Raw genomic sequence first — 25,714 nt, forward strand, 5'->3', positions numbered from 1 at the left:
TACTTCGCCTATTTATCCAGTGTTACTCTAATTACAGTAGAGATATTTAGAGAGCTCAAAATCTATCTCCGTATGCAGACCTTTTCAGTGTGCGTGGGTGCACACACGTCTCTGTCGTATGTGCGTTGCATTTTTTCTAAATTTTTTACATGAGGAGACTTTATGTCTAAAATATCACATTCTTAACAGAAAATTGCTCAAGTCGGCGAAAGTAATATTGGATTTGTTTATACGTAGCCATTGAACGGGAAATTCATGCCTTAAAAGGATCATATACATCAGTTTCCCTAGTGTCGTTCTTTTTCAATTTTTCACTTAATAACCTCAAAATGGGCTGTAAATCATCATCGATTGATAAGCATAGTACTTCTTTATCAAGGTAGTTAGCCAAATGATTCTTCTTCTCCAGAATTTCTTCTTCTTCCGATAAGTCACATTTGTTTAACAACACAACTTCCTCTTTTCTAACAAGATCACTATTGTAAAGCCCCAGCTCATTGTGTGTGCAATCATACGCTGAAATGACATCATCGTGAGTTACATCAATTAAATGCAGTAAAATTTTACACCTTTCTATGTGCTTCAAGAATTTATGTCCAAGCCCAACTCCAAGGTGAGCATCAGAGATTATTCCTGGAATATCTGCTATTACAATTTCGCTATCATCCACTTTTGCTACACCTAAATGTGGTCTTATCGTGGTGAATGGATAATCACCTACTTTTGTATCCGCATTTGAACAGCGAGTTAAAAATTTTGATTTACCTGCGTTTGGCATGCCGATAATGCCAATGTCAGATAAAACTTTTAGTTTTAATAATACATATTTTTCTTCGCCAGGTTGACCGTAGGTAAAATGCCTTGGTGCCCTGTTGGTAGAGGATTTAAAATTGGTGTTTCCGAGTCCACCTTTTCCACCTTGCACTACTTGAAATTCCATCTCAGGTTTATCAAGGTCTACTATCACCTCCTCACTTTCTTCATCGATTATTTGTGTCCCAACTGGAACTTTAAGTACGACGTCTTTTTCTGCTGTGCCAGACCTATCTCTGCTTGCACCACTTTTTCCATCGTTTGCTTTAATGTGTCTCCTATAACGAAAATTAAGCAAAGTGTTGAGATTTGCATCACTAATAAAAACTATGCCTCCTCCCTTCCCTCCATTACCACCGTTTGGACCACCAAATTCAACGAATTTTTCTCGACGAAAACTCACACAGCCATCACCGCCATCACCTGCCTTTAGATACAATCTAACTTCGTCTATAAAGTCCATGGCAAACCACTATAATATTTGACATTTCTTCCTAACGTACCTTCTATTCTCAGCAGCTCATTATACTTTGCAAGCCTATCAGAACGCGATAGCGAGCCAGTTTTTATTTGTCCACAATTCGATGCAACTGCTATATGAGATATCGTTGTGTCTTCTGTTTCACCTGATCGGTGAGAAATGGCTACTTTGTAGCCATTTGATTTTGCCATTTCAATGGCAGCAAAAGTTTCCGTTAATGTTCCTATCTGATTTGGCTTGATTAGTACAGCGTTTGCCATTTTCTCCTTTACTCCTTTATGTATCAGCTCACAATTTGTAACAAACAAATCATCTCCGACCAATTGAACTTTGTTTCCAAGTTTTGCGGTAAGCAATTTCCAACCTTCGTGATCATCTTCACTCATTGCATCTTCTAAAGAAATTATTGGATATTTTTCGACAAGGCCGCAATAGTACTCAGCCAATTCCTCTGAAGTAAGCTCTCTATTTTCAAATTTGTAAATTTTATCTTCATAAAAAGTAGATGAAGCCACATCAAGGCCTAATGCAAAATGATTTTGTATTGAATAACCGGCAGACTCTACAGCATGAATTATCAGATTAAGAGCTTCTTCGGTGCTTTCGATATTCGGTGCAAAACCACCCTCATCTCCTACATTTGTGCTGTAACCCTTTTTCTTGAGAATGCTGCGCAAGTTATGAAACACCTCTGCGGACATTCTGATCGCTTCACTGAAAGCTTCAGCTCCAACAGGAAGAATCATAAATTCTTGAAAATCGAGTTTATTGTCTGCATGTGCTCCGCCGTTGATTATGTTAATGAGTGGAACCGGCATAACACTTGCCTGCTCTCCTCCTAAATATTTATATAGTGGCATTTTGAAACTGTTTGCTGCTGCTTTTGCAACGGCAAGGGACACCCCTAAAGTTGCATTTGCTCCAAGTTTTGATTTGTTTTGCGTTCCATCTAGCTCTATTAAAGCCTTATCAATCACGGCATGGTTTGCTGTATCCATGCCAACAATTTCATCTGCTATCACTTCATTCACAGATTGAACAGCTTTCAGCACTCCTTTACCGCAATATCTTTTTTCATCTTGATCTCTAAATTCTAAGGCTTCTAGTTTTCCGGTTGAAGCTCCAGAAGGTACAGAAGCTCTACCTGTTGCTCCATCACAGAGCTCAACTTCTACCTCAACGGTTGGATAACCCCTGCTATCTAAAATTTCTCTTGCGAATACATTGTTAATTATCTTTTTCATCATGTTAAACCTCTATTTCCGACATAAGTGCTGCAGTTTCTTTCGCTAGTTTGGCTATATTACCACCAGCACCAATAAATAGTACTACATCACCTGAATTTGTCGAATCATTGATGAAATGTGAAATTGGCAAAGCATTATTCATAATCTCTACGTTACTAAACCCATTGCTGATTAAAGCTTTCTGTATATCATCAATTCCACAACCGGGAATAGGCTCATCATCTGGAGGATGAACAGGAGTGAGAATGACATAGTCAAACATCATAAAGACTTGTACGAACTCATGAAAAAATTTACGAATGCGAGCAAAACGGAGCGGTTCGATGATTCCTATTACCCTTTCCTTTAGTGATCAAGCGTGCTGCTGCCAGGGTTGCCTGTATTTCGTTTGGATGATGGGCATAGTCCTCAATTAACTTAACGCCTTTAATATCAGTAGTTAAAGAAAATCTTCTTGCTACTCCTTTAAATTCCACAAGGCCCTTTTTGATATCCGCATCGCCAATTCCAAGCTTTACCGCAACCGATATTGCAGCTAGGGCGTTGCTGACTTTGTGAATACCTATTGCGTTTGATAGTACTACATTCTTTATTCTGTGGTTATTGTCAATCAACACGTCAAATTCTATGCTGCTAATATGCTGCTTAATGTTTGCAGCTCTAACGTTATTCACTTTTGCAGAGTGTGACGCTGATTTTTTTCTGGATCCCAGTGTCACGCACTTGGATGACAAAGGAGGATTGGATGACAGAAGGAGACACATCTTCGAACCCAAACGTTATAAAATTACCTGCATCACAATTGATGCCTACAGAATCAGGCAAAATTGCAAAGTCTGCCCTGTTTACAAATTGAGAAAATGCATCTTTGATATTGTCAAGTGTACCGTAATGGTCTATGTGATCATCATTAACACTAGTTATGACAGCGATATTTGCAGGGATTTTTAACATAGTTCCATCAGATTAATCAGCCTCAGTCAAAAAAATGTCACTCTTGCCAAGTTTTGAGTTATTTCGATAGGAGTTTAATGTCCCTCCCACAATTACAGTTGCATCGGTACCAGAGTGGTCAAAAATATAAGCAATCATAGCCGTTGTTGTCTTTCCGCTTGAACCTGAAACTGCTATCACATATTTATCTTTCATAATCTCAGCGAGTATGTATGACCTATGTAAAATGGTCTTATTGTTATCTCTTGCGGCAACTAACTTCACATTGTCGGATTTTATCGCAGAAGAATGTACTACTATTTGAGCTTGTTTAATGTTATTGGCATTGTGGCCAATATAGACCTCTATACCTAGCTTTTGTAATCTATCTACATTGTCATTTGATTGCGTATCACTGCCTTGGACTTTATGATTAGAGTTATGAAGAATTTCAGCAATTGCGCTCATCCCAATTCCACCTATACCAATTATATGTATTGTTTCTTTTCGAGTATTGTTCATATTTAGCAGTAGACGTTTACTGATTACTAAATTTGTTATAGTATAATTTAGAATCCTCATGGTATCGAACCCTTTCATTGAATAAAATGATAAAAAATCTAGCTTTTTTATGCCTAATATTTGTTTGATAAGTAGTTGCGGTTTTCGCAGCAGGTGTAACAATGCTGCAGGCCATTATAAAATTGGCAATAGCTATACAATAAATGTGGTAACTTATCATCCCAAACACTGTAATCATTACGAGGAAATAGGAGTAGCATCGTGGTATGGGATGGAAGATCATGGTACACTACAGCAAACGGTGAAGTGTTTGACCGTAACTCAATTTCCGCATCGCACAAGACTTTGCCTCTACCCTGCTTTGTTCTTGTCACCAACCTAGAAAACGGGAGAAAACTTGTTGTAAGGGTTAATGATAGAGGGCCATTTGTTAATGGCAGAATAATAGATCTTTCGGAAAAAGCAGCTAAAATTTTAGGATTCCATAAATCTGAGCTTGCAAAAATAAAAGTTCAGTATCTAAGGAAAATGTCAGAACGATTAGTACAAAAAGCTCCTAATTATAAAAAGCAGTATGAAAAAGAAATGCAGAAACGCCACCCAAAACAAAACAGTGCAGAAAGTAGGGGATATGTTGCGTTTTTCGAAAATGCTCAGGCTGCCAAGTCAGCTGCATCAAAGCTTTGTAATCAAGGAATAAAAAATGTTAGATTGCTTTTTAAGAACGACCGATATTGTGTGAAGGTAAGTTATAAGTAGTGGTGTGATAGTTAGATTCTGGAGCACTGTAAACGTGTAAATTCAAAAGAGTAAGACCACACATCTCAGACCAATACTTGACCTAGGACCCAGGAGTTTTTAAACTGCACTCTATACAGTGCTAAAAATGATAGGAAACCTAAGCGGAATAGTCGACGAAGTTCATAGCGATCATATAATCCTGAATGTAAATTATGTTGGCTATATAGTATACCTTTCAGCCAAAACCTTAAATGCATGTTCCACTGGAAGTAAAATCAAATTGCTTATTGAAACCTGTGCAAATAATAGAGAAAACATTACTCAGCTATATGGTTTCATAAGCAGAGAAGAGCAGCAATGCTTGCGCTTGCTTGTTAAGGTGAGCGGCGTTAGCTATAAAACTGCGATGTCGATTTTGAGTAAATTAACCCCAGAGCAGTTGTTTTTGGCAATTATGAATGAAGATAAAGCAACACTCAAGATCAGTGGGCTTGGCCTCAAACTCATTAATTGAATTATTACAGAACTGAGTGGCAAAGTGAGCAAATTAGAAATAAATAACAGCAATTTCCATCCAATTAATGAAGATGCCATTTCAGCATTGATCAATCTTGGATATGAAAAAACGAAAGCTTATAATACTATAAAAAAATACAGGCCAAACCTGGACACTAAAGAGATTATTCGCATAGCTCTTAAGGAGCTTTCAACATTATGAAGTCAATATCATGTGGCAAAGAATATGCTAAAGATGTGCGTAATGTAAACATCAGGCCTGAACAACTTGATGATTTTGTTGGGCAAAAAGATTTAATACAAAACTTAAAAGTGTTTATAAATGCTGCAAAGACGAGAGCTGAAGCTTTGGATCATGTTTTGCTACACGGTCCTCCAGGGCTTGGCAAAACAACCTTAGCACAAATTGTCTCTAAAGAGTTAAGGGTTAGCTTTCGCGCAACTTTTGGTCCTTTACTTAACAAAGCTGGGGATTTAGCTGAAGTGCTTACCACTTTAAATGCAAAAGATGTCTTATTTATCGATGAAATCCATAGGTTAAATCGCAGCATTGAAGAAGTCTTATACACCGCCATGGAAGACTTTTACCTAGACATGCTAGTAGGCGAAGGCCCGTCCACTCGCACTTTAAGGATAGATTTGCCACCATTTACGTTGATTGGAGCAACAACACTGCTTGGGCTGCTTTCTGCACCGCTGAGGGATCGTTTTGGCATCCCTTTGTACCTCGAGTTTATTCTTTTGAGGAATTGGTTGACATTATAAAAAGAGGCGCAAGAGTCCTCTTTGCTGAAATCGAGTAGGGTGCCGTATGGGAAATTGCCTGCCGTACACGCGGCACTCCAAGAATTGCTTTGAGGTTACTCAGAAGAATAAGAGATTTTGTTGAAGCGGAAGATGATAAAAAAATTACCTACGAAATTGCTGACTCTGCGCTATCAAAATTGGGCATAGATAAGATGGGATTAAATAAATTAGATATGGATTATCTAAGATTTTTATTCAATACCTCAGGACCTGTTGGAATTGACACCATATCTATTGCGTTATCTGAAGATGCTGGCAATATTGAAGAAACAGTAGAACCTTATTTAATAAAAATTAGTTTTGTAAAGCGCACACCAAGAGGACGTATTTTAACCGATCAAGCAAAGGAGTATTTGGGCCTTCGATATTGACACAAACGCAACTACAAAAAAGTTCTGAATCAATTAAAGTTTTGCAGCAGCCTTCAACAGATGTGAAAGATGTCGATATACCACAACACAAAGCTCCTGCTGCTCAAGCCAAGTAGGTGAAATTTTAACCAAGTCCCAATGGTAAATTAAAAAGTTTCTCTACAATTAGAGATTTAGCGAACTTATTATATATCTTGTTTGATAACGAAAGTTGATGTAACCTTCATGCTTAAGAAATTTACTAAATAGAGAAAAAAAGGCAAAAGAAACCTAGAGCAGCTAGTATTCAAATTCTCCCTTGTTCTATTTGACGTTCTATACTGTCTTAAACGGCTTATAAGCGTGTTTCAGCTTGTGTAGGCAAAAACCTAGAAGTTTTATGAAGACATGGAGTGCACATAGTGCAAAAATTTAAATATGAGACGCCAAATACAAAATTTCCTTTGTCATTTTAATCTGCAGATTGCGAAGTTAAATGAATAGCTTCAATACTATAATAAGGGTAACGGCAAAGGTTGTCAAGTAGTTTTTTGTTTCTATCTGCATAGTGAGAATTGGTATAACTCCACTTGCTACGCAACAAAAGCGCAGCTGGGGCTTTTTAGATAAGATACTTATGAATCACGACTTTTCTCCTCGTGTTCCACTTGTTCAACACTACCATGCTTAACTTTACTGCTTATTACTTTCTCGTGCTTACCGTCCGTGCGAATTATTTTTGCCTCATCTTTCGCTTTGTTATAGTGAACCACAAATTTGTGTGGTTTTTCATACGCTTCATATGCCTTCCTGCTTTTATCTATAGGGTCGATGATAATTTCTATTTTTTCAGGTGTGAAAACTTTTGCTAAAAACTTTCCAATAATTGGTATTGATTTCAAGAAATTCCTTCGCTTTGAGTACTCATATTCTTTTTTCTTACTATGGTCCTGTGTTGAAGTTTCCTTAAACCCTTGCCTATTACGCTTTTTGTCTTGGCTCTCAAAATCAGGAGCTGTTTTTTCCCTCAATACCTTAAATAATTCGTTAAAATTCTGTTCCAGTTCCTCTACCCTCGATACTTTTCTTTGTATTATCTCATCCGCTTTTTTTGCCTTTTTACCCGTAAGACCCAGTTTGAAAATTTTGTTTATTAGATTGTTTTCTTGCCTATATTTCCCATCTCCACTGTCTGCTAAGATTTTACTAAACGTTAATTTCTTTTCTTTAATCAAATCAAACAGTTGTCTAAGCTTCTGGTTTTTATTCACTTTATCAAAATCCTGATAGTCATCTACCAAGGAATACTCAACTTCGGTAAGAAGCTTCTCACGTGCCGCGCTGTCTTTACTATAATCAGTCCCTACGCTGTGCTGGGCTTTACTTTTTCCTTTACCTGCATTAGGCTTAGCGCTACGTTTACCGCTTTCTTTGTTACCCATTTCTTATTACCATATAATATTACTAATCTTGCATAAGAATAACTAAATTATGGTTAATTGCAAGGTAAAAATATTAAAACAATTGTAAATTTTGTCGGTGAAAATATAATATAACTTTAAGTTAAAGGTTCATCTATATGGGACATAAAATTGCTGTTGTTGGAGCAACGGGAAGAGTGGGACGCGAGGTGCTGAGTATACTTGCTGAGTTTCAAGACGAAGGAAAAATTTCGATAGATTCTATTACCGTACTCGCATCAAAAAAATCAAAGGGAAAAAAGGTGAGTTTTGGTGATGAAGAACTAACTGTCTTATGTCTTGAGGATTATGATTTTGTTGGAGCCAATATAGCCATTTTCTGCGCTGGTACTCATGTTTCTGAAAAATACGTACCAATTGCAACTGAGGCCGGATGCGTTGTGATAGATAATAGTTTCCATTTCAGGATGAAAGAAGGTGTACCGCTGACCATTCCAGAGATTAATAAAGAAAAAATCATGGAATACAAAAACCACAACATAATATCCAATCCAAACTGTACTATAATACAGATGTTGCTAGTACTGCACTTATTACACCAAAAAGCACAAATAAAGAGAATTGTTACTTCAACTTATCAATCAACCTCTGGCGCAGGCAAAGCAGCAATGGATGAACTTTATCATCAGACAAAAAAAATCTTTATGAGTGAAACCAAAAAACCCGAGATATTTCCTAAGCAAATAGCATTTAATTGTATTCCTCACATAGGAGAATTCATGGAAGATGGCTCCACAAAAGAGGAATGGAAAATGCAAGAGGAAACAAAAAAAATCTTAGGAGAAGATATAAAAGTTACTGCAACTTGCGTGAGAGTGCCCGTTTTTATTGGTCATGCTATAGCAGTGAATATAGAGTTTTATCATCCCATAACTGAAGAACAAGCTCGTAGAGTGCTAAGTGAAACCGAAGACAATGGAATTTTAGTGTATGATAGGCGCGAAGATGGTGAATATACAACTCAAATTGATGTTGTACAGGAGGACGCTGTATATGTATCGCGTATTAGAAAAGACAATACCGTTGAACACGGATTAAACATGTGGATAGTGGCTGACAATCTGCGTAAAGGTGCAGCACTAAATATAGTGCAGATTCTCGAGATTTTGGCGAGGGAACGCTGTAACTCCTGTACACCAAATGGCAGCGCGTAATGCGCGAATATTTTACATATGCCCAAGTTAAGGGAAAATAACAGCGGGAAGAGTTATTTCAATATTGAACATTTCCGACAATAAGCTAAAAGTTGTTTTCCCTTTTTGAAAATTTGCCTTTAATTTAACGCGTATGGTTGTTGTATTTCTCTTGCTGGTGTCCATCCTATCTTGATTCCATTACTTCTTTACGTGAGTATTCCCAGTAATTTTGGTAAAGTAATGAAAAATATTCTTTGCTAAACGCTTTAGATGGGATAATTTTATCAATTAGTTGAAAATTTTAAATGCTACTACCATTTCTGTTGATCTTATCTTTGATTGCCAAGTTTATTGAAATCGATGTTTCTGTACCTAGCTTTCCGGATATAGTGCGCTATTTCAATGTGTCAGAAGGCACAATTCAATTAACTATTGCTTACAATTTCCTAGGTTTTTGCATAGGAGGGTTATTCTTTGGTCCATTGTCTGAATGCTATGGCAGAAGGAGAATTATGATAATAGGCAACACTTTACTACTCGTTGGTGCTGTTGGCTGTGTTTTTGCACCTTCAGTTTTTTGGCTTTTAATTTCTCGCTTTATTCAAGGCATTGGTGTTAGCACATCTGTAGTTGTATTTGCAATTGTTGCAGATAGCTATAAAGGCGACGAAGCAGTGAAGTTTATCGGAATCATGAATTCTGTTCTCACAGTTGTCATGGCAGTTGCACCGGTTTTGGGCAGTTTCATCAATGAAATTGTGGGATGGCGTGGCAATTATACAAGTGTTGCAATACTTTGTTTAATCTCCTGGGCTTTGCTGCTTTTTCTGTTACCGGAAACGAAAAAGGACCGCGATATCTTTAATTTGAAAAAAATGATGAAAGACTATGGGAAGCTATCATTGAGTTCAAAATTTATGGCACTGTCTTTGATAATGAGCCTTTTTTTTGCTGCTTATATGTCATTTATCACTTGTGGAACTTTTTTATACATGGAGACTTTTGGTTTGCCAAGCGCTATTTATGCACTGCATCAAGGTGCAATAGTTGGATCCTTCTCACTCGTCAGTCTATTTACTGGCAAGATCTTACAGAAATTTGGGCAATAAGGTGTGTAGTTTATGGTGTAAGTGTGATCATGATTGGGTCTATATTACTTTTGATATTCAGTGTAATCATACTCCATTCTTTCTACTTAGTAACACTATCTATGGTCATTTTTGTTATTGGTTGTGCAATTTGCCAGGCAGTGCTTTTTAACGCATCACTTAATGTTTTCCCTGAAATCAGAGGTACATCTTCTTCTGCAGTTGCATTTATCAGATCTTTTATTATGGCTGTTTTTATTGGCTTAACGAGCTGTGTTTACAATGGTCAAGCAATCAGTGCAGCTATTCTTGTTTTGTCTTCGTCAGTACTAGCATTTATTTTTACTGTTTATTTATTGCTTTTAAAAGGTGCAGTATAAATGAATAACTCCACCCAGGTTCAAGTTCTTTTATGCCTATATATTTCACTATATATTCAGAAGCCACGGGAATTCGATAGAAACGAAAAACTACTTGACAAATTTCGCCGACTTTATTATTATAACAATAAGGGTATTTCTTACTCAAAACTTGTTTTTGATCTGCAGGCTCAATGACAAAATTCAGTAAAAAACTCAGGGTATTTTTTGGCGGATTGTATCAAATTATAGCGGCTGCATGTCTTTTTCATTTTTTCTACATTCAGCCAAATCGTGTTTAAACTAAGCGTCAGTAAATTATTATAGCGGCAATTTAAAGTATTATAGAGTCAAAACTTGCCACTAGGGGTTTCTTTACTTTTTTTTTTACTTGGTAAATTTCTTAATATTTATAGCGAAAGCAATTTAAGAGAATGCAGCGTTACAGAAAACGCCAATATTTAAAGTAACTATCTTTTTTCTAGGTCATGCGAGAAGTCTGCTTTCATTTTAACTAAAATTTTAATCATTACTAATATTAATAAAAATTTAATAATAGTCCTTAACAATATATGAATTAACATGTGCGCAATTTCTTATGATAGAGGAAATAGAAGAATACTCTCTTAGAGTAGGGACGCAAGAAATAAAGCTAAGTTCAGAGGAACTTAGAGATCCTTACTGTATGTCGAACTTACTTTCTGACATCATAGAAGGAAAAGAAGAATGGGCTAAACTAGATAAAACTGTTCAATTAGAGATAATTGAGAAATTAATTAGGAATTTAGTTAATTTAAGGACAAATCTTGATGCACATAATAGAGATGGACGTACCCCTTTATACGTTGCAATTTGGAAGGGTAATGCTGAAGTAGCAAAGCTACTGGTAAAGTATGGTGCAAATGTCAATGATAATTACGAACGCAATCGTACACCACTGCACATTGCCATCGGACGCAAACAACTAGAAATAGCGAAATTGCTGATAAAAAATGAAGCAAATGTTAATGCAAAAACCAACAATCATGGTAAAGATGATTTAACACCAATGCACTTGGCAATTTTTGCAAATACGCAAGAATTTATAGAACTACTAACTAACCATGGTGCAGTAATCGATGAGAGAGAAAGCACCGAAGGACACACTTCTCTCCACTTTGCTGCTTTATATGGAAACAAAAGTATAATACGAGCCTTGGTTGACAATGGACAAAATTGAAGATACAGGTAATAATGGACGAGCATCCCTATTTTTGGCTACCAGGCAGTGCACCGAAGCAGAAAACGATAGCAGAATAGAAGTTATCAAGTATTTGATAGGCGAACTCAAAGCAAACATAACAAGAAGAGACAATAATAACAATACGGTACTTTTTCCTGCTGCTAATAATTGTCCTTGGAAAGTGGTAAAACTCATCATTGAGCAATATGTAGAAAACTTCGGCAGCAATAAATTAAAGAGCTTTATTGATTATAAAAATAAAGCTGGAATAGATGCTTTGGATATCGCACTTAATAGTGGAAATGAGAAAGCTATTGAAGTATTAAGATCTTATGGAGCAGACATTGAGAATAAGATAAATGGTGAAAGCTGCCTACTTCGTGCAGTAAAAGAAGGTGATATAAAAAAGACAGAGCTTCTTTTAAAACAAGGAGCGAACGTTAATACAAAAGATGAAAAGGGATTGACTTCTTTAGACCTTGCCATGCAGAAAAGCAATCAAAGTATGACTCAATTCCTAAAAGAAAATGGAGCAAAAACAAGTTTAGAGATAAAAGTGCAATTAGCAGTATTAACTACACTAACTGTTATGACCCTTGGTTCAGCACTAGTAGTATGTTCTATTATGAAAGGCATTCGAGAAATTGCTGCAAAAAAACCATGCGGCATTCTCAATGAAGTAGAGGGCGAAATGGTGAGATCTTCAATTACGCAAAAAGTATAAGGTCAATTGTAGTAAAATCACACAATTGCTTCGTAGAGCTATGTCCTGTAATAATTACTATACCATTTTGTTCAGAACGTATTGAGATTAGGTTCAGCACTAATTCACAGGTTGTACTATCAAGATTACAAAATGGTTCATCTATCAGCCAAATATTCGCATTAGAGATTAAAAGGCGAGCAAGTGCAACTCTTCTTTTCCAACCTGTAGAAAGTTCACCATATCTAATATTAAGTACAGGTTGCAACTGTAAACAACAGACAGCGGCCATAATCAATTCTTTAGTATCTCGTATTCCTGCCCAGAGTTCTATGTTTTCAGCAACAGTTAGACTATTCTTGCAGGCATTTTTATGCCCTATATAGACCATAGAAGGTATATAAGACTTTGGGTCATCATATATGTCTTTTCCACAGTGCATTATGTTGCCTGATACTGGTGGCAACAGTCCGGATAAGCTTCTGATTAAGCTGGTTTTACCGCTACCATTTGGACCAGTGATTAAGATCTTAGATTTTGGCTTAGCTTGAAAACTGAGATTTTTAAATAACATTTTATTATTACGGGCGCAGGATAAATTTTCACATTCAAGCATGAATTATTTGCCTTTCCCTTTATGTTTACCTTGAGTTGAAGCCTGAGCTTTTACAAACAGCTCCCAAAACCCTTTCTTACCACCTTCTCTGTTTATTAATTGTGCCAAACGCTGCATAAATCCATCACTTAACATAACCATTTTTGTCCATTTACCTACTGGCTTTACAATGTCAACTATTTCTGGATCTTCTTTGTAAACCCGTATATCTTTTTGCTTTTCGTGCAGTATTTTTTGATGTTTCATCAACTCTTTTTGCTTATTCTTTTGATATAATTCATTGAATTTTCTGTCCTCCTCCCACTCTTCTTCAAGGACTTTTTTAGGAAACATGACTTTTCGAATTCGGTTCTTGTATATATTTATCAAAAAGAAAAATACCGCAGCCGCAGCAAGCAATGTTATGCTATATATTATGATCTGTGCAAATGGCATTTTTCGTATCCAGGTTTATTGAAAATACCCTTATTATTATACCACAATTATAGAAATTCTGCAAACTTATGTGTGAGCAAAGGCAGCACAAGGCAACATTTCTCTATCTCGCAAGTTGTGTAAATATGTGATGAATGGGCTTGTATACAATAAGGTTTATTTCTATACTGCTTAAAGAATTCTGGTGACCAAACAAATATGAACTACTATAAAACTCACACGTGCAATGAACTGAGAAAGAGCGATGTAGAAAAGGAAGTTACCTTCTCTGGATGGTTATACCGCAAGCGCGACCACGGTAATCTGATTTTTGTTGATTTAAGAGACTTTTATGGAATCACTCAGTTAGTATTTAACAATGACAAAGATTTTTTTGATGAAATATCAAATTTAAAATCAGAAAGTGTAATTACTGTTACGGGCATAGTCAAAGCTAGAACTGAAGATGCGGTAAACAGCTCTATTTCTACCGGAGAAATAGAGGTGATAGTCAACAATTTGTGCGTTGAGTCGGAAGTTGAGTTCCACCACGATGAAGAAATAGCAAAAGAAGAAAGAAGTATATTAGCAAGCATTGCCAGTGAGCAAGAATACCCAGAAAACATAAGATTTAAATACCGATTTCTTGACTTAAGGCGTGAAAAAGCCCGCAACAACATTATTTTGCGTTCACAAATCATTGCGGAACTCCGCAGGTTCATGATAGAGCAAGGGTTTTTGGAGATTCAAACTCCAATACTCACGGCTTCCTCCCCTGAAGGAGCACGCGATTACCTAGTGCCAAGCAGGCTAAACCCTGGTAAATTCTATGCATTGCCACAAGCTCCACAGATTTTCAAACAGTTGCTCATGGTTTCAGGGTTTGATAAATATTTTCAAATTGCACCATGTTTTCGTGATGAAGATGCAAGGGCTGATCGTTCTCCTGGGGAATTTTATCAGCTAGACCTTGAAATGTCTTTTGTAACTCAAGAGGACATATTTGACGTTATTGAATCTATTTTATATGAAGTGTTCGTCAAATTTTCTTGCAAGTCTGTTGACAAAGACTTTCCACGCATTACATACAAAGAGGCGGTGCTTAAGTATGGCTCTGAAAAGCCAGATTTGCGTAATCCACTATTAATCAGCGATGTTACAGAAATTTTCCGCGATTCAGGGTTCAATATTTTCAAAAGCAATATTGAACGTGGCATGGTAGTGAGAGCTATCCCTGCTCCCAAAACAGCAGAGGAACCACGTAGCTTCTTTGATAAAAAGATAGAACACGCACAGAAAGAATTCGGCGCCAAAGGGCTTGGATATATAACGTTTGATAAAGATGGCACTGCAAAAGGACCAATTGCTAAATTCCTTGATGACAATAGGTTAAATCGCATAAGGGAAATAACGAATATAGAGCCCGGGGATAGCGTGTTCTTTGCTTCTGATCAAGAAAATGAAGCAGCAACAATCGCAGGAAAAGTGCGCACCCTTTTAGGGTCAGAACTGGGTCTGATAGATGGCAATATCTTCAAGTTCTGCTGGGTTATTGATTTTCCATATTTCATATACGACGACAAAAGTAAAAAAATTGATTTCTTTCACAACCCATTCTCTATGCCTCATGGCAGCTTGAAAGGTTTAGAGGAAAAAAATCCACTAGACATTCTTGCTTACCAATATGATCTCGTCTGTAATGGGGTAGAACTATCAAGCGGGGCAATCCGCAATAACAAACTGGATATTATGTACAAAGCTTTTGCCATTGCAGGTTATAGCCAGGAAGAGGTTGATACAAAATTCGGTGCGCTTGCGCGCGCATTGAGATTCGGAGTGCCGCCTCACGGCGGAATAGCCCCAGGAATTGATAGAATGGTGATGCTGCTTGCTGACGAGCCAAACATTCGCGAGGTAATCTGTTTTCCTATGAATCAGCAAGGTGAAGATGTTCTAATGGGTGCTCCTTCTAAGGTAGACAATGGACATTTACGTGAATTGTCTTTGCAGGTCATTGACTAAGTACCCTAGATCATATTAAACTGAGAAATCATGAGTAACATCCAAAAAGCAATACTATCAGGCATAATTTGCAACATGATTATAGGGTATGAATTAACTCTATTTGGGGTTTTGACGCATATAATAAGCGATGTTTTTTTTCCTTCAGAAAATGATTATTTAAGCACAATTAAATTTCTTGGCAGTTTCGCAATTGGATTTGGATTTAGACCACTTGGTGCATTTATTTTTGGCTACATTGGAGATAAGTATGGCAGGAGGAAAATTTTGCTAACTTCCGTAATATTAGCTTCGATATCATCTACTGCAATTGCGGTTATACCAAGCTTTAGAGAAATAGGGATATTTTCTCCTATATTGCTTCTACTTTGTAGAATAATACAGGGAATGGCGGCAGGTGGGGAAACGAGTATCAACTCAGCCTTTTTAATAGAGCATTCGGTCGATAAAAAAAATCTAGGCTTCTTAGGTAGCATGAAAGCTTTTAGTGGTGCTCTTGGTTCTATTACATGCTTTGTAATGATAACTATTTGTAAAAAATTTACAGGCGAAAACTATGAAATTTGGGGTTGGAGACTGCTCTTTTATTTCTGCTCCGTTATGGGCGTAATAGGCTTTTCAATAAGATACATAATAAAAGAGAGCCTGGCATACACAACTCACGATCAAAATAAGAGTTTATCTCATTCTCCATCTCTAGAATTAATCAAGGACTATAAAAGGGCATTTTTGATAGCAATCGGGCTTGGCATCGCCCAAAATGCAATTGTTTATTCAGTAATCATGTTTTATAATATATCTGTAAAGGAACTCACTCTTTCAGGCATCGATATTAAAAATGTAGTAAGGATTATGGTTGAAATTACATTTGGAGTATCCGCAGTGTTGCTTGCAACACTATCTGACAAAGTAGGAAGGAAAAACGTGATGATTCCTATATTAGTAGTTTTAGCTTGTGTCAGCTTACCGGCGTTTTCGCTATTATCATATGATAACCACTATATTGTAGCATTCACTTTTCTATTGATGAGCATACCAATAGGTGCGTCTTTTGGAATATATAATTCTCTTGCTTGTGAGTTGTTTCCAACGAAAGTTAGATGTACTGGTTTTAGCCTAGCACACAATATCTCTGCAGGAATTTTTGGTGGCCTCTCTCCCTCTATATGCATGTGGCTGATAGAAAAAATCGAAACAAAACTTGCAGCAGGTACTTATCTTACTGCTTGTGCATTAATCAGTTTAATATCTGTATTGCAAATTAAAACAAGAGATAAAAAAATTGATTGGTGAAATTTTTCCTTTAATAGTAATTTCTCATATTTTAATCACACCCTAGAACTATAAATGTAGTTTGTTTAATTCAAGCAAAAATCAGTTTACCGTGAACAAATTTTGCTACCTAGCAATCAGAGTTAAAAAATATTGATTTCCTTCTCGTTTAGGTGCTAATTCTACCTTTGCAATATCTTCGGTATCTCTAATTAGCCGTTCCAGTTTTTCCACCCCAACCTCAGTGTTTATGAGCTCTCTACCTCTAAATTTCATTGTGACTTTAATTTTGTGTCCATGTGTAAGAAAATCCCTTGCGTGACGCAATTTTGTTTCATAGTCGTGATTTCCAATATTGGGACCTATCTTAATTTCTTTTATCGTCAACGTTTTTTGTTTCTTCTTTGCTTCACTTGCTTTCTTTTTTGCATCGTACTTTTGCTTGCTGTAATCCAGTATTTTACATACTGGAGGAGTTGAGTCATGCGCGATTTCCACTAAATCTAAGCCGATATTCTGAGCAGATTCCAAAGCCTGCTTTATTGCCACAATCCCAACCATTTTACCATTTTGGTCAACTAAGCGTACTTCCTCAGCTGTAATGGATTCATTAATTTTGTGTTTTTTAGTTTGCAAATTTTAACTCCCTTGACTAAGGTTAATACTTTTTAATAGCAATTCAGCAGCTTTTTTGTAGGAAGAGGACTCCTGTTTTTCTGATCCTAAATTTCTCACTGACAACGTTTTACTCGCAACTTCATTTTTACCTACAATCCATAATATAGGAATCTTGTTTGAACTATGCAAGCGTATCTTATAACTAATTTTCTCATTGGTTAAATCGTTTTTAACTCTAACACCTTGTTTTTTTAAAGTATTGTAAATTTCTGTAGCATAATCGTCAGCTTCGCTTGTAACTGTTAGAATGGCAAGTTGCGTTGGAGCGAGCCACAGTGGAAATTTTCCTGCATAATGCTCTATTAAAATTCCAATAAAACGTTCAAAAGTTCCAAGAATTGCCCTGTGTAGCATAACAGGATGGTGCTTTTGTCCGTCTGCTCCTATATAGAAAGCCTCCAGGCGCTTTGGTAAAATGAAGTCAACTTGCAACGTTCCACATTGCCAATTTCTACCTATTGCATCTTTCAAAACAAACTCTAACTTTGGGCCATAAAATGCACCTTCACCAGGGTTGAGCTCATAGCTTAAACCTGCCTCTCTGACAGCTTCAAGCAGCGCTTTTTCAGCTCTATCCCACACTTCATCATCTCCTGCTCTAACATTTGGGCGGTCTGAAAATTTCACGGAGATTTCATTGAACCCAAGCTCTGAATATACTTCTTTTAAAAGATCGCAAAATTTTACAGTCTCAGAATTAATCTGCTCTTCCATGCAAAAAATGTGCGCATCGTCCTGCGTAAAACCACGCACTCTCATCAGTCCATGCAATGAACCTGAACTTTCGTTTCTATGACATGTACCAAACTCTGCCATACGTGTCGGTAAATTGCGGTAGCTTCTGGTGTGGGAGTTAAAAATCTGCACATGACAAGGGCAATTCATGGGTTTTATTGCTAGCTTTTTGCTTTCAGATTCATCAACGATAAACATGTTTTCACGAAACTTATCCCAATGCCCTGATTTTTTCCACAGCTCCTTGCTTACTAAAATAGGGGTTTTCACTTCAGTATAGCCATTGTTTATTAATTTTTTCCTTATGTAAGACTCAAGAATGTTATATAAAGTATATCCCTGTTCATGCCAAAAAACTTGCCCAACAGCTTCCTCTTGGATGTGAAACAAGTCCATATCCTTAGCAATCTTGCGGTGATCGCGTTTTTCCGCCTCCTCCAAACGCTTAAGATAAGCGTTTAATTCATCCTTATTTCGCCACACGGTGCCATATATTCGTTGTAGCATTGGACTATTAGCATCACCACGCCAGTATGCTCCTGCAGCTTTCATGAGTTTAAACGCTTTAACTCTACCTGTTGATGGCGAGTGCGGACCACGGCACAAGTCAACAAAATCTCCTTGTCTATAAACAGTTAGATTTTCACTCTCTGGTATGGAGGAGATAATATCAACCTTATATTTTTCACCTATACTGCTAAAAAAATCTATTGCTTGCTTACGCGTCCAAACTTCTCGAACAAATCTGTGATTGCTTTCTATGATTTCTTTCATTTTCTTTTCTATTGCAGCAAAATCATCCGTGGTAAAGGTACGACCTGTAGCAAAATCATAGTAGAAGCCGTCCTGAATTGTTGGGCCGATGGTAATCTGAGTGTTAGGAAAGAGCTCTTTCACTGCCTGAGCCATTATATGAGCAGCATCGTGCCTTATTATATCCAAACCCACTTCGTCACTGAGTTGTATCACCTCTATTTCTGTGTCAGATTCAATTTCACGTGAGAGATCATATAACTCACCATTTACCTTTAGGGCAACGGCTTCTTTTAAAACGCCTGGTTGTAATATGTCAAAACCAGTAACTCTACCGCTGTATTCTTCTACTTTTTGTTCAGCTGAAAAAGTAATTCTAATCATAAATATAACTATTGGGAGGACATTGGAACAACAGAGGCTCTGCACACAAATCAACAATAATTTTTATATAAATCAAAATACCTCCATAACCCTTAATAATTTTACGTAAATTAAAGTAGTACGCTTCCACGGTTCTCTCCACAGTCTGGTATGACAGTTAAGCCGCATTATACTTGTGAGGCAGGAGTGAACAGCAACATGTCTAATACGAAATCTAAGTTTTACTCTGCTCTTACTTATCCTTTCCATCGGCATTACTACCTTGAGTAAAATTTATGTTCCTCCTATATTTTTAATAACAAAATTCTGTTTATCAACTAACATTCTATGCATGATTACAGCTAATTTCTGGGCTACTGCAACAATTACCTTACTCCAACAACTAGGCATAGTCAATTTGAGGAGCAGAAGCAAGTTTTGACGCAAAATCGGAAAAAGGCTATGATTCTCATTGTCATATAGATTATACTAATAGATAAAACTAAAGGAAGGTTATGAATAAAGAGATAATAATAAGGCATTTGAATAAATCACTCACTGGTGAGTTAACTTCTATACGCCAATATTTTTTGCATTCTACAATTTTCAAAGATAGTGGGATCAATAAACTTGCAGAGAAAATGAAAAACGAGCTTGACGAGGAACTTGAACATGCAAGTAATATAGCAGAAAGAATTTTATTGCTTAAAGGTATACTAAACTTTCAAGACACAAATGAAATCTCAAAGTACGACGGGAAGTTTACAAAAGATACAATACGAAAAATCTTGGAAGATAACTTAAAATTAGAAGAAGAAGGTTTAAAAGACTATAGGGAAGCAATTTCTGTTGCTGAAAAAGAGGAAGATTTTGTTAGTGTAATCTTATTAGAGGAACTATTGAAAAATGAGGAAGAGCACTACCATTGGATCGAAGAGCAAATTCCTCTTATTGAACTTATAGGTGTTGAAAATTACCTAAAAACACAAATGTAAGGTGTTAAAAAAAACAATATTCATCTTAATTATACCTTGCTTACTTCTTTTTTTATTAGGGTTGTGGCAATTATTTAGGTTGAGCTGGAAGAACAATATTATCAAAAATATGAATCTTCCAGTTGTCTATCTATTATCCAATAATGATCTTGCAAAATTTAACTACAGACACATCAAGATTGATGGGATTTTAAGTGACATAGAGCTATATGTTTTTGCAGGGCAACGCGGCTATCATGTGCTGTCTCCCATGCTTCTCACTAATGGACATTACATGCTAGTGAATAAAGGAATAGTAAGAGAAAAAAAGAAGGAAGAAGCAAAAATTGAGAAAATAGCTGCAAGTGGAGTTTTATATTGCGATAGCAGTAAAAGCAAAAGTTGGTTAATCAAAAATGATACTGCTTTGAACACATGGTTTACCCTAAGTACAGAAGAAATCTCCAATGAACTCGGTATTAAGCTAGAGCGGTGTATGCTGTGGCAGAAGGGTTTCAGCAATAAGTTAACTATACAGCCGATGAAACACTTGGAATACGCGATAACTTGGTTTGCACTTTCCTTGATTTGGTGTATTGTTTATTACAGACAAAATAAACGCCACTCAAGTACCTGACATCAACGTTGGGATAACAAGAGAAGAACTGAAGAAATAATCATTCATCTATATCGCTGCTAATATCCTTTATCATGCTATAATTGCCTTTCCTAAATCTACTTTTTAAGGACTCAACTCCGCTTTCGCTAATACCACTTAGGCTCAGTGCCGCTCCACCAAGCTGCAACCCAATCTCAGATGTCTCCGGAATAATTTTACTAGCCCCTAGATCTTTGTAAGCTTCTACATTACTCAGGTCTGGTAGGCGTATTATAATATTTACATGTGGAAAATTTGTTGCAACTAGAGAAACAATCTTCTTTATAGTAACTTCGTTCTTTATTGAAATTACGAGAGCTTGGGCTCTTTCTATTCCTACTGATTTTAAGATTTCATGTCTCGTAGCATCTCCAAGATATACAGGAAAGCTATCACTTTTCCCTTCTTTGACTATCTTTGATTGAATGTCTACAACAACGTAACTTAGATGCTCTGCGGTAAGCATTTTTGTTACCATATATCCTACCATGCCGAATCCAGCAACTACTACATGGTTATAGAGATCTTGTGTGTCTGTTTCAATTGCTTCATCGTCTAATATTACTTTCTCAGTGCTAAGTGAATTTGCTATCCACTCTCCAAGTCCCGATAGAAGAGGAGTGAAAGCCATAGTTACCGTAGTTACCATCATAAGCACTTGAGCAATTTCACTTGGTAGTACATCTAACTCATCTGCTAAGCGAAACAGGATAAATGCAAATTCACCACCCTGTGCAAGCAATAATCCAGCTTGTATGGCAGGTGCACTCTTAAACCCAAAAAATCTACACAATACGTATATGATAGATGTTTTTAAAACGATAAGGATGATCGACAATAAAGTAATTAGCGGCAATTTATTGAGTAAAAGGTCAATATCGATAGACATACCGACAGTCATAAAGAATAAGCCGAGAAATAAATCTTTGAATGGCAACACCGTGTGTTCCACAGAGTGCCTGTGTTCTGTTTCTGCGACTAATAACCCGGCAACGAATGCGCCCAGTGCCATTGATAGATGAAATTGCTCGGTAATAAATGCTGCTCCTAATATTATTAAGAGTGTTGTTGATACAAAGACCTCGTTACTTTCCATTTTAGCAATAACCGAAAATAAAGGTCTGAGTAATAACCTACCGGTTATAAATATCAGCACTAATGCAATAGCTGCTTGTACTAATGAACCTGCCAGTGAGCTTATCAGACTGTTTTCAGAACTACCAGTAAGTAAGGGTACTAATACTATTAGCGGTACCACTGCAAAGTCTTGCATTAGTAGCACTGCTATTGACAACCTACCAACTTGACTTGCTTGAGAGCCTTTTTCCTGCAGAACCTGTAACACTATTGCCGTTGAGGACAATGCAAGCCCACCGCCGATAACTGCTGCCATGTTAGTGTTCACTCCAAAAGCAAGAGCAATGCACCATATTGCTACCATGGTAACTATAACTTGAAGGGAACCAAACCCAAATACATGGATACGCATGGCAATAAGGCGTTCAAAGGTCAATTCAAGACCTATAATGAATAATAGAAAAACTACGCCAAATTCTGCAAAATTATCCATTACATCAGCTGAATGTATCAGATTAAATCCATGAGAACCAATCAACGCGCCTGCAACGAAGTAACCGAGCACTGGGCTGATATTCATTTTCCAAAACGCTATGACTATAAACACAGCAGCGGAAAGTAGAATTATAATATCAAACAAATACTGAGAGCTGCCATGCATGGTATTTAACCTGTAGGACCAGACCATTTAATTGAGCAACCAATGCTTGACTTTTGGTCAACCGTAGGATTACCAGTTTCTGCAACAAATTTCATAGCTTGAAACAAATCACTACTTCCTGTTTTATAGTTTTGAACCTTTTCTTTTTTTGCATCACTAAAACGTCCACGATAGCAGAGTTTTAAATTAGCATTAAAACCAAAAAAGTCAGGAGTACAAACAGCACCATATTCTTTAGCCACTTCTTGCGTACTGTCAATCAGATATGGAAATGTAAACTTATTTTCCCTGGCAAAATCAATCATATTTTCAAAGGAGTCTTCTGGATATTCATTTACATCATTTGGCATTATTGCAACAGTACTTATCTGATAATCTTTTTTTAACAAATCAACATCGCTCACCAGATTGCTAATAATTGATCGAACGTAAGGGCAGTGATTGCATATAAACATTACAATAAGACCATTTTTTCCACGACAGTCACTTAATGTATAATGTTTGTTATCCACCCCTAAAAGATTGAAATCCTTTGCGGTAAAGTTAAAATCTACCTTAGGAGTATTCAGTGCAACCATAGCTTACGGAGAATTGTGTATCAAGCACAGCTTATAATATTATTACTTAAGTGTCAAATAGTTCTTGTGTATACTGTTTGCATATTCTTTGTTGACATTACGATTATAGAGCTTATGTTCATAACCTTCGAAGGAATAGACGGCTCCGGTAAAACAACGCAGTCTGAGTTACTTGCAAGTCATTTTAAGCAGATTCATGGTGAAAATAATGTGATATTGACCCGAGAACCAGGTGGCACTTACTTTGCAGAGAAGGTAAGAAGGGTGTTACTTAAGGACAATATTGATCCAATCTCTGAACTTTTGCTGCTCACCTCAATGAGATATGAACATGTAAAAAAATTAATACTGCCAGCTCTAAAAGAAGGAAAGATAGTGATTTGCGATCGATTTATTGATTCAACTATTGCATATCAAGGGTATGGGCTTGGAGTTGACTTATGGCTAATAGGGAACCTTCATAAGTTAGTAAAAATTAGACGTCCAGATATCACATTTATCCTAGATATTGATGTTCAAGTTGGGCTAAGAAGAGCAAAAGATAAAAATAAATACGAAGAGATGGACATTAATTTTTATAATAAAGTTCGAAAAGGATTTCAAGAAATAGCGCTAGGAGAGCCTGATAGGTGCAATATTATCGCTGAAGTTGAAACTAAAGATGACAGTCAAGTGTATGGTGAAATTATCAATAGAATTGCTAGCACTATACAATAGAGCTGGTTTTGCTAGCAAAATGAAAGGACACAAGGCTTTATGGTAATGGATCTCTTGTAACCAACCTTTAGCTATAAGCGTTAAGAAATTTACCAAGTAAAAAAAGACAAAAGAAGCCCCGTGGTAGCTAGTTATTTACTTTTGTGTCGAAATGTTGGCGTTTCTTTATCCTAAACGCTTAATAAGTGCGACTTAGCTGCTTTTCAATGCAACTAATCTTAGCCATAAACATTTAAGAAATTTACTAAGCAGAAAAAAGGCAAAAAACCCGAGTAGCTAGTTATTCACTATCTATCTTATAACATTGGCGTTTTTAATGTCTTAAACGACTTATAAGCGCGTTTCAGCTTGAAAAACAGAAGTTTTAAAAAGACATGCAGTACACATAGTGCAAAAAATTAAACATGAGACGCCAAATATGCTATGTTTTTTTGTCATTTGATCTGCACAGACTGAAGATAAATAATAGCTTCAGCGCTATGATAAAAGGGTCGGCGGAATTTGTCAAGTAGTTTTTGTTTCTAAAGCGTCAACGTTCTTCGTTATTAAAAACCCCTTGGCAGGTTGTTCATGTTCGATTATCATGGAATTTATACAAATTAATAAATGACCTATGGCAAGCAACCCAGAAGAAAGAAATAATGATAAGCAAAGAGCGCTAGATAACGCAATAAGCCAGATTGAAAAAGCATTAGGTAAAGGCGCTATAATGAAGCTAAAGCAGAATCCTGTAGAGAAGATAGAATACAATATCCACAGGGTCAATTGCGCTTGATTCAGCCCTAGGTGTTGGGGGGTTGCCAAGAGGACGTATAATTGAGATATTTGGTCCTGAGAGTTCTGGTAAAACCACTCTTGCTTTACATGTAATTGTTGAAGCCCAGAAGAAAGGAGGATTATGTGCATTTATCGATGCAGAGCACGCATTGGATGTCATATATGCCCGTAAACTTGGAGTAAACACTAATGATTTGGTAATCTCGCAACTAGACAACTGGAGAACAAGCGTTACATATCGTTGAGTATTTAGTGTGTTCTGGTGCAGTTGATGTGATAGTTGTTGACTCTGTTACAGCATTGACTCCAAGAGCTGAAATTGAAGGAGATATGGGCGACCAGCACATGGGGTTGCAAGCGAGACTTCTAAGTCATGGGCTTAGGAAACTAACTTCCGCAGTTTCAAAAGCGAACTGTATACTGATATTTATTAATCAAATCCATATGAAAATAGGAGTAGTATATGGAAACCATGAAACTACCACCGGTGGGAATGCGTTGAAATTTTACACTTCTATAAGGCTTGATATAAGAAAAATCGGTGCAATAAAGGATAAAGAGAATGTCACGGGCAATGAAACGAGAGTTAAAGTTGTAAAAATAAAGTCGCTCCTCCATTTAGAGAAGCAAAGTTTGATATAATGTACAATGAAGGTATATCAAAACTTGGGGAGATGATAGATATAGGAGCAAAACTTGGTGTGCTTGAAAAAGCAGGTGCTTATTATTCGTACAGTAACACACGTCTTGGACAAGGAAGAGAGAATGTAAAAAATTACCTCAAGACAAACAAAGAAGTTGCAAATGAAATAGAGACGAAAATTAGAGATTTATTTAGAAATCACGGTAACTCTATTGCGATGGAAGAAGAAAGCGAGCAGCTTTTAGAAGAATCAGTTTTCTGATTTAGCTGAAGTTTGGACACAATCGTCGTACCGCTGCAGTATCTTCGCATAGATTCTGCTAGTGAAGAGCGGGATATCAAATCGTCGATAAACCTAGGCTGCTTTAGCTATTATA

20 protein-coding genes and 4 pseudogenes are annotated in these 25,714 nt (G+C 36.8%); 14 read left to right on the top strand and 10 right to left on the bottom strand.

Annotated features, from left to right (window positions below; all coding sequences use genetic code 11):
* Window positions 1–253: 253 nt before the first annotated feature.
* The 3 genes and pseudogenes from cgtA to murC all read right to left on the bottom strand — a co-directional run bounded on the left by cgtA (window position 254) and on the right by murC (window position 4,056).
* Entirely contained in the window at window positions 254–1,276 is a 1,023-nt protein-coding gene (gene cgtA, locus AB6N09_RS00425; protein WP_411130996.1) for an Obg family GTPase CgtA, read from the bottom strand.
* The gene (eno, locus tag AB6N09_RS00430) at window positions 1,264–2,541 is read right to left on the bottom strand and encodes a phosphopyruvate hydratase (protein ID WP_411130997.1); all 1,278 of its coding nucleotides are present in this window, start codon (window positions 2,539–2,541) and stop codon (window positions 1,264–1,266) included. Before eno ends, cgtA begins: the two co-directional genes overlap by 13 nt.
* Before the next feature lies 1 nt (window position 2,542).
* Window positions 2,543–4,056, bottom strand: a pseudogene (gene murC, locus AB6N09_RS00435) (UDP-N-acetylmuramate--L-alanine ligase).
* Window positions 4,057–4,257: 201 nt separating this feature from the next.
* On the opposite strand from murC, the gene AB6N09_RS00440 reads away from it, so the two are divergent.
* The 3 genes and pseudogenes from AB6N09_RS00440 to ruvB all read left to right on the top strand — a co-directional run bounded on the left by AB6N09_RS00440 (window position 4,258) and on the right by ruvB (window position 6,431).
* Window positions 4,258–4,755 (top strand): septal ring lytic transglycosylase RlpA family protein, encoded by a 498-nt coding sequence (locus AB6N09_RS00440; protein WP_411130998.1) that lies wholly within the window; start codon window positions 4,258–4,260, stop codon window positions 4,753–4,755.
* 127 nt (window positions 4,756–4,882) lie between these two features.
* Window positions 4,883–5,455 (top strand): annotated as a pseudogene (gene ruvA / locus AB6N09_RS00445) (Holliday junction branch migration protein RuvA).
* Window positions 5,452–6,431, top strand: a pseudogene (gene ruvB, locus AB6N09_RS00450) (Holliday junction branch migration DNA helicase RuvB). Before ruvA ends, ruvB begins: the two co-directional pseudogenes overlap by 4 nt.
* 614 nt (window positions 6,432–7,045) lie before the next feature.
* Here the strand turns inward: ruvB and AB6N09_RS00455 are convergent.
* Window positions 7,046–7,852: a hypothetical protein gene (locus tag AB6N09_RS00455; RefSeq protein ID WP_411130999.1), complete on the bottom strand. Its 807-nt coding sequence runs from the start codon at window positions 7,850–7,852 to the stop codon at window positions 7,046–7,048.
* A 137-nt stretch (window positions 7,853–7,989) separates the two neighbouring features.
* Here AB6N09_RS00455 and AB6N09_RS00460 point away from each other — a divergent pair, with 137 nt between their 5' ends.
* From AB6N09_RS00460 to AB6N09_RS00480, 5 genes are all read left to right on the top strand, one after another.
* Window positions 7,990–9,045 carry an aspartate-semialdehyde dehydrogenase gene (locus tag AB6N09_RS00460; protein ID WP_411131000.1) on the top strand — a complete coding sequence of 352 codons (1,056 nt, stop codon included), beginning with the start codon at window positions 7,990–7,992 and terminating at the stop codon, window positions 9,043–9,045.
* A gap of 287 nt (window positions 9,046–9,332) precedes the next feature.
* Window positions 9,333–10,136, top strand: coding sequence for an MFS transporter (locus AB6N09_RS00465; protein ID WP_411131001.1), 804 nt, complete (start codon window positions 9,333–9,335; stop codon window positions 10,134–10,136).
* Window positions 10,137–10,237: 101 nt separating this feature from the next.
* Window positions 10,238–10,495, top strand: a complete 258-nt coding sequence (locus AB6N09_RS00470; RefSeq protein WP_411131002.1) for a hypothetical protein — start codon at window positions 10,238–10,240, stop codon at window positions 10,493–10,495.
* Window positions 10,496–11,072: 577 nt separating this feature from the next.
* Window positions 11,073–11,693 carry an ankyrin repeat domain-containing protein gene (locus AB6N09_RS00475; RefSeq protein ID WP_411131003.1) on the top strand — a complete coding sequence of 207 codons (621 nt, stop codon included), beginning with the start codon at window positions 11,073–11,075 and terminating at the stop codon, window positions 11,691–11,693.
* A complete protein-coding gene (locus AB6N09_RS00480; protein WP_411131004.1) occupies window positions 11,680–12,420 on the top strand; it encodes an ankyrin repeat domain-containing protein in 741 nt (246 codons plus the stop codon). Before AB6N09_RS00475 ends, AB6N09_RS00480 begins: the two co-directional genes overlap by 14 nt.
* Here AB6N09_RS00480 and ccmA read toward each other — a convergent pair.
* Window positions 12,404–13,015 carry a heme ABC exporter ATP-binding protein CcmA gene (ccmA, locus tag AB6N09_RS00485; protein ID WP_411131005.1) on the bottom strand — a complete coding sequence of 204 codons (612 nt, stop codon included), beginning with the start codon at window positions 13,013–13,015 and terminating at the stop codon, window positions 12,404–12,406. The genes AB6N09_RS00480 and ccmA overlap by 17 nt on opposite strands.
* Before the next feature lie 3 nt (window positions 13,016–13,018).
* On the bottom strand, window positions 13,019–13,450 hold the full coding sequence (locus tag AB6N09_RS00490) for a hypothetical protein (RefSeq protein WP_411131006.1): 432 nt from the start codon (window positions 13,448–13,450) through the stop codon (window positions 13,019–13,021).
* 198 nt (window positions 13,451–13,648) lie between these two features.
* Here AB6N09_RS00490 and aspS point away from each other — a divergent pair, with 198 nt between their 5' ends.
* Both aspS and AB6N09_RS00500 read left to right on the top strand, forming a co-directional pair.
* Complete coding sequence (gene aspS / locus AB6N09_RS00495) at window positions 13,649–15,451, top strand: aspartate--tRNA ligase (protein WP_411131007.1); 1,803 nt, start codon at window positions 13,649–13,651, stop codon at window positions 15,449–15,451.
* A gap of 30 nt (window positions 15,452–15,481) precedes the next feature.
* Window positions 15,482–16,744, top strand: coding sequence for an MFS transporter (locus AB6N09_RS00500; protein WP_411131008.1), 1,263 nt, complete (start codon window positions 15,482–15,484; stop codon window positions 16,742–16,744).
* Between the two features lie 105 nt (window positions 16,745–16,849).
* Here the strand turns inward: AB6N09_RS00500 and infC are convergent, their stop codons facing one another.
* Together infC and thrS are read right to left on the bottom strand one after the other, a co-directional pair.
* Window positions 16,850–17,359, bottom strand: a complete 510-nt coding sequence (gene infC / locus AB6N09_RS00505; RefSeq protein WP_411131009.1) for a translation initiation factor IF-3 — start codon at window positions 17,357–17,359, stop codon at window positions 16,850–16,852.
* A 3-nt stretch (window positions 17,360–17,362) separates the two neighbouring features.
* A complete protein-coding gene (gene thrS, locus AB6N09_RS00510) occupies window positions 17,363–19,273 on the bottom strand; it encodes a threonine--tRNA ligase (protein WP_411131010.1) in 1,911 nt (636 codons plus the stop codon).
* 494 nt (window positions 19,274–19,767) lie between these two features.
* On the opposite strand from thrS, the gene bfr reads away from it, so the two are divergent.
* On the top strand, window positions 19,768–20,247 hold the full coding sequence (gene bfr / locus AB6N09_RS00515) for a bacterioferritin (RefSeq protein ID WP_411131011.1): 480 nt from the start codon (window positions 19,768–19,770) through the stop codon (window positions 20,245–20,247).
* Window position 20,248: 1 nt separating this feature from the next.
* Window positions 20,249–20,863: an SURF1 family protein gene (locus AB6N09_RS00520; RefSeq protein ID WP_411131012.1), complete on the top strand. Its 615-nt coding sequence runs from the start codon at window positions 20,249–20,251 to the stop codon at window positions 20,861–20,863.
* Window positions 20,864–20,903: 40 nt separating this feature from the next.
* Here the strand turns inward: AB6N09_RS00520 and AB6N09_RS00525 are convergent, their stop codons facing one another.
* Together AB6N09_RS00525 and AB6N09_RS00530 are read right to left on the bottom strand one after the other, a co-directional pair.
* Window positions 20,904–22,622, bottom strand: coding sequence for a monovalent cation:proton antiporter-2 (CPA2) family protein (locus tag AB6N09_RS00525; RefSeq protein WP_411131013.1), 1,719 nt, complete (start codon window positions 22,620–22,622; stop codon window positions 20,904–20,906).
* Between the two features lie 5 nt (window positions 22,623–22,627).
* On the bottom strand, window positions 22,628–23,200 hold the full coding sequence (locus tag AB6N09_RS00530; RefSeq protein ID WP_411131014.1) for a thioredoxin family protein: 573 nt from the start codon (window positions 23,198–23,200) through the stop codon (window positions 22,628–22,630).
* Window positions 23,201–23,314: 114 nt separating this feature from the next.
* On the opposite strand from AB6N09_RS00530, the gene tmk reads away from it, so the two are divergent.
* The gene (gene tmk, locus AB6N09_RS00535) at window positions 23,315–23,917 is read left to right on the top strand and encodes a dTMP kinase (protein ID WP_411131015.1); all 603 of its coding nucleotides are present in this window, start codon (window positions 23,315–23,317) and stop codon (window positions 23,915–23,917) included.
* A gap of 613 nt (window positions 23,918–24,530) precedes the next feature.
* A pseudogene (gene recA, locus AB6N09_RS00540) lies at window positions 24,531–25,599 on the top strand (recombinase RecA).
* The last annotated feature ends 115 nt before the right edge of the window (window positions 25,600–25,714 follow it).

This window comes from Wolbachia endosymbiont of Tettigetta isshikii (assembly GCF_041154185.1).
In the GTDB taxonomy this organism is placed as follows: domain Bacteria; phylum Pseudomonadota; class Alphaproteobacteria; order Rickettsiales; family Anaplasmataceae; genus Wolbachia.

Bases quoted from the DNA above. Each gene is read 5' to 3' on its own strand.
- cgtA (WP_411130996.1), bottom strand. From the start codon at position 1,276: ATGGACTTTATAGACGAAGTTAGATTGTATCTAAAGGCAGGTGATGGC.
- eno (WP_411130997.1), bottom strand. From the start codon at position 2,541: ATGATGAAAAAGATAATTAACAATGTATTCGCAAGAGAAATTTTAGAT.
- AB6N09_RS00455 (WP_411130999.1), bottom strand. From the start codon at position 7,852: ATGGGTAACAAAGAAAGCGGTAAACGTAGCGCTAAGCCTAATGCAGGT.
- AB6N09_RS00460 (WP_411131000.1), top strand. From the start codon at position 7,990: ATGGGACATAAAATTGCTGTTGTTGGAGCAACGGGAAGAGTGGGACGC.
- AB6N09_RS00465 (WP_411131001.1), top strand. From the start codon at position 9,333: ATGCTACTACCATTTCTGTTGATCTTATCTTTGATTGCCAAGTTTATT.
- AB6N09_RS00470 (WP_411131002.1), top strand. From the start codon at position 10,238: ATGGTCATTTTTGTTATTGGTTGTGCAATTTGCCAGGCAGTGCTTTTT.
- AB6N09_RS00475 (WP_411131003.1), top strand. From the start codon at position 11,073: ATGATAGAGGAAATAGAAGAATACTCTCTTAGAGTAGGGACGCAAGAA.
- AB6N09_RS00480 (WP_411131004.1), top strand. From the start codon at position 11,680: ATGGACAAAATTGAAGATACAGGTAATAATGGACGAGCATCCCTATTT.
- ccmA (WP_411131005.1), bottom strand. From the start codon at position 13,015: ATGCTTGAATGTGAAAATTTATCCTGCGCCCGTAATAATAAAATGTTA.
- AB6N09_RS00490 (WP_411131006.1), bottom strand. From the start codon at position 13,450: ATGCCATTTGCACAGATCATAATATATAGCATAACATTGCTTGCTGCG.
- aspS (WP_411131007.1), top strand. From the start codon at position 13,649: ATGAACTACTATAAAACTCACACGTGCAATGAACTGAGAAAGAGCGAT.
- AB6N09_RS00500 (WP_411131008.1), top strand. From the start codon at position 15,482: ATGAGTAACATCCAAAAAGCAATACTATCAGGCATAATTTGCAACATG.
- thrS (WP_411131010.1), bottom strand. From the start codon at position 19,273: ATGATTAGAATTACTTTTTCAGCTGAACAAAAAGTAGAAGAATACAGC.
- bfr (WP_411131011.1), top strand. From the start codon at position 19,768: ATGAATAAAGAGATAATAATAAGGCATTTGAATAAATCACTCACTGGT.
- AB6N09_RS00525 (WP_411131013.1), bottom strand. From the start codon at position 22,622: ATGCATGGCAGCTCTCAGTATTTGTTTGATATTATAATTCTACTTTCC.
- AB6N09_RS00530 (WP_411131014.1), bottom strand. From the start codon at position 23,200: ATGGTTGCACTGAATACTCCTAAGGTAGATTTTAACTTTACCGCAAAG.
- tmk (WP_411131015.1), top strand. From the start codon at position 23,315: ATGTTCATAACCTTCGAAGGAATAGACGGCTCCGGTAAAACAACGCAG.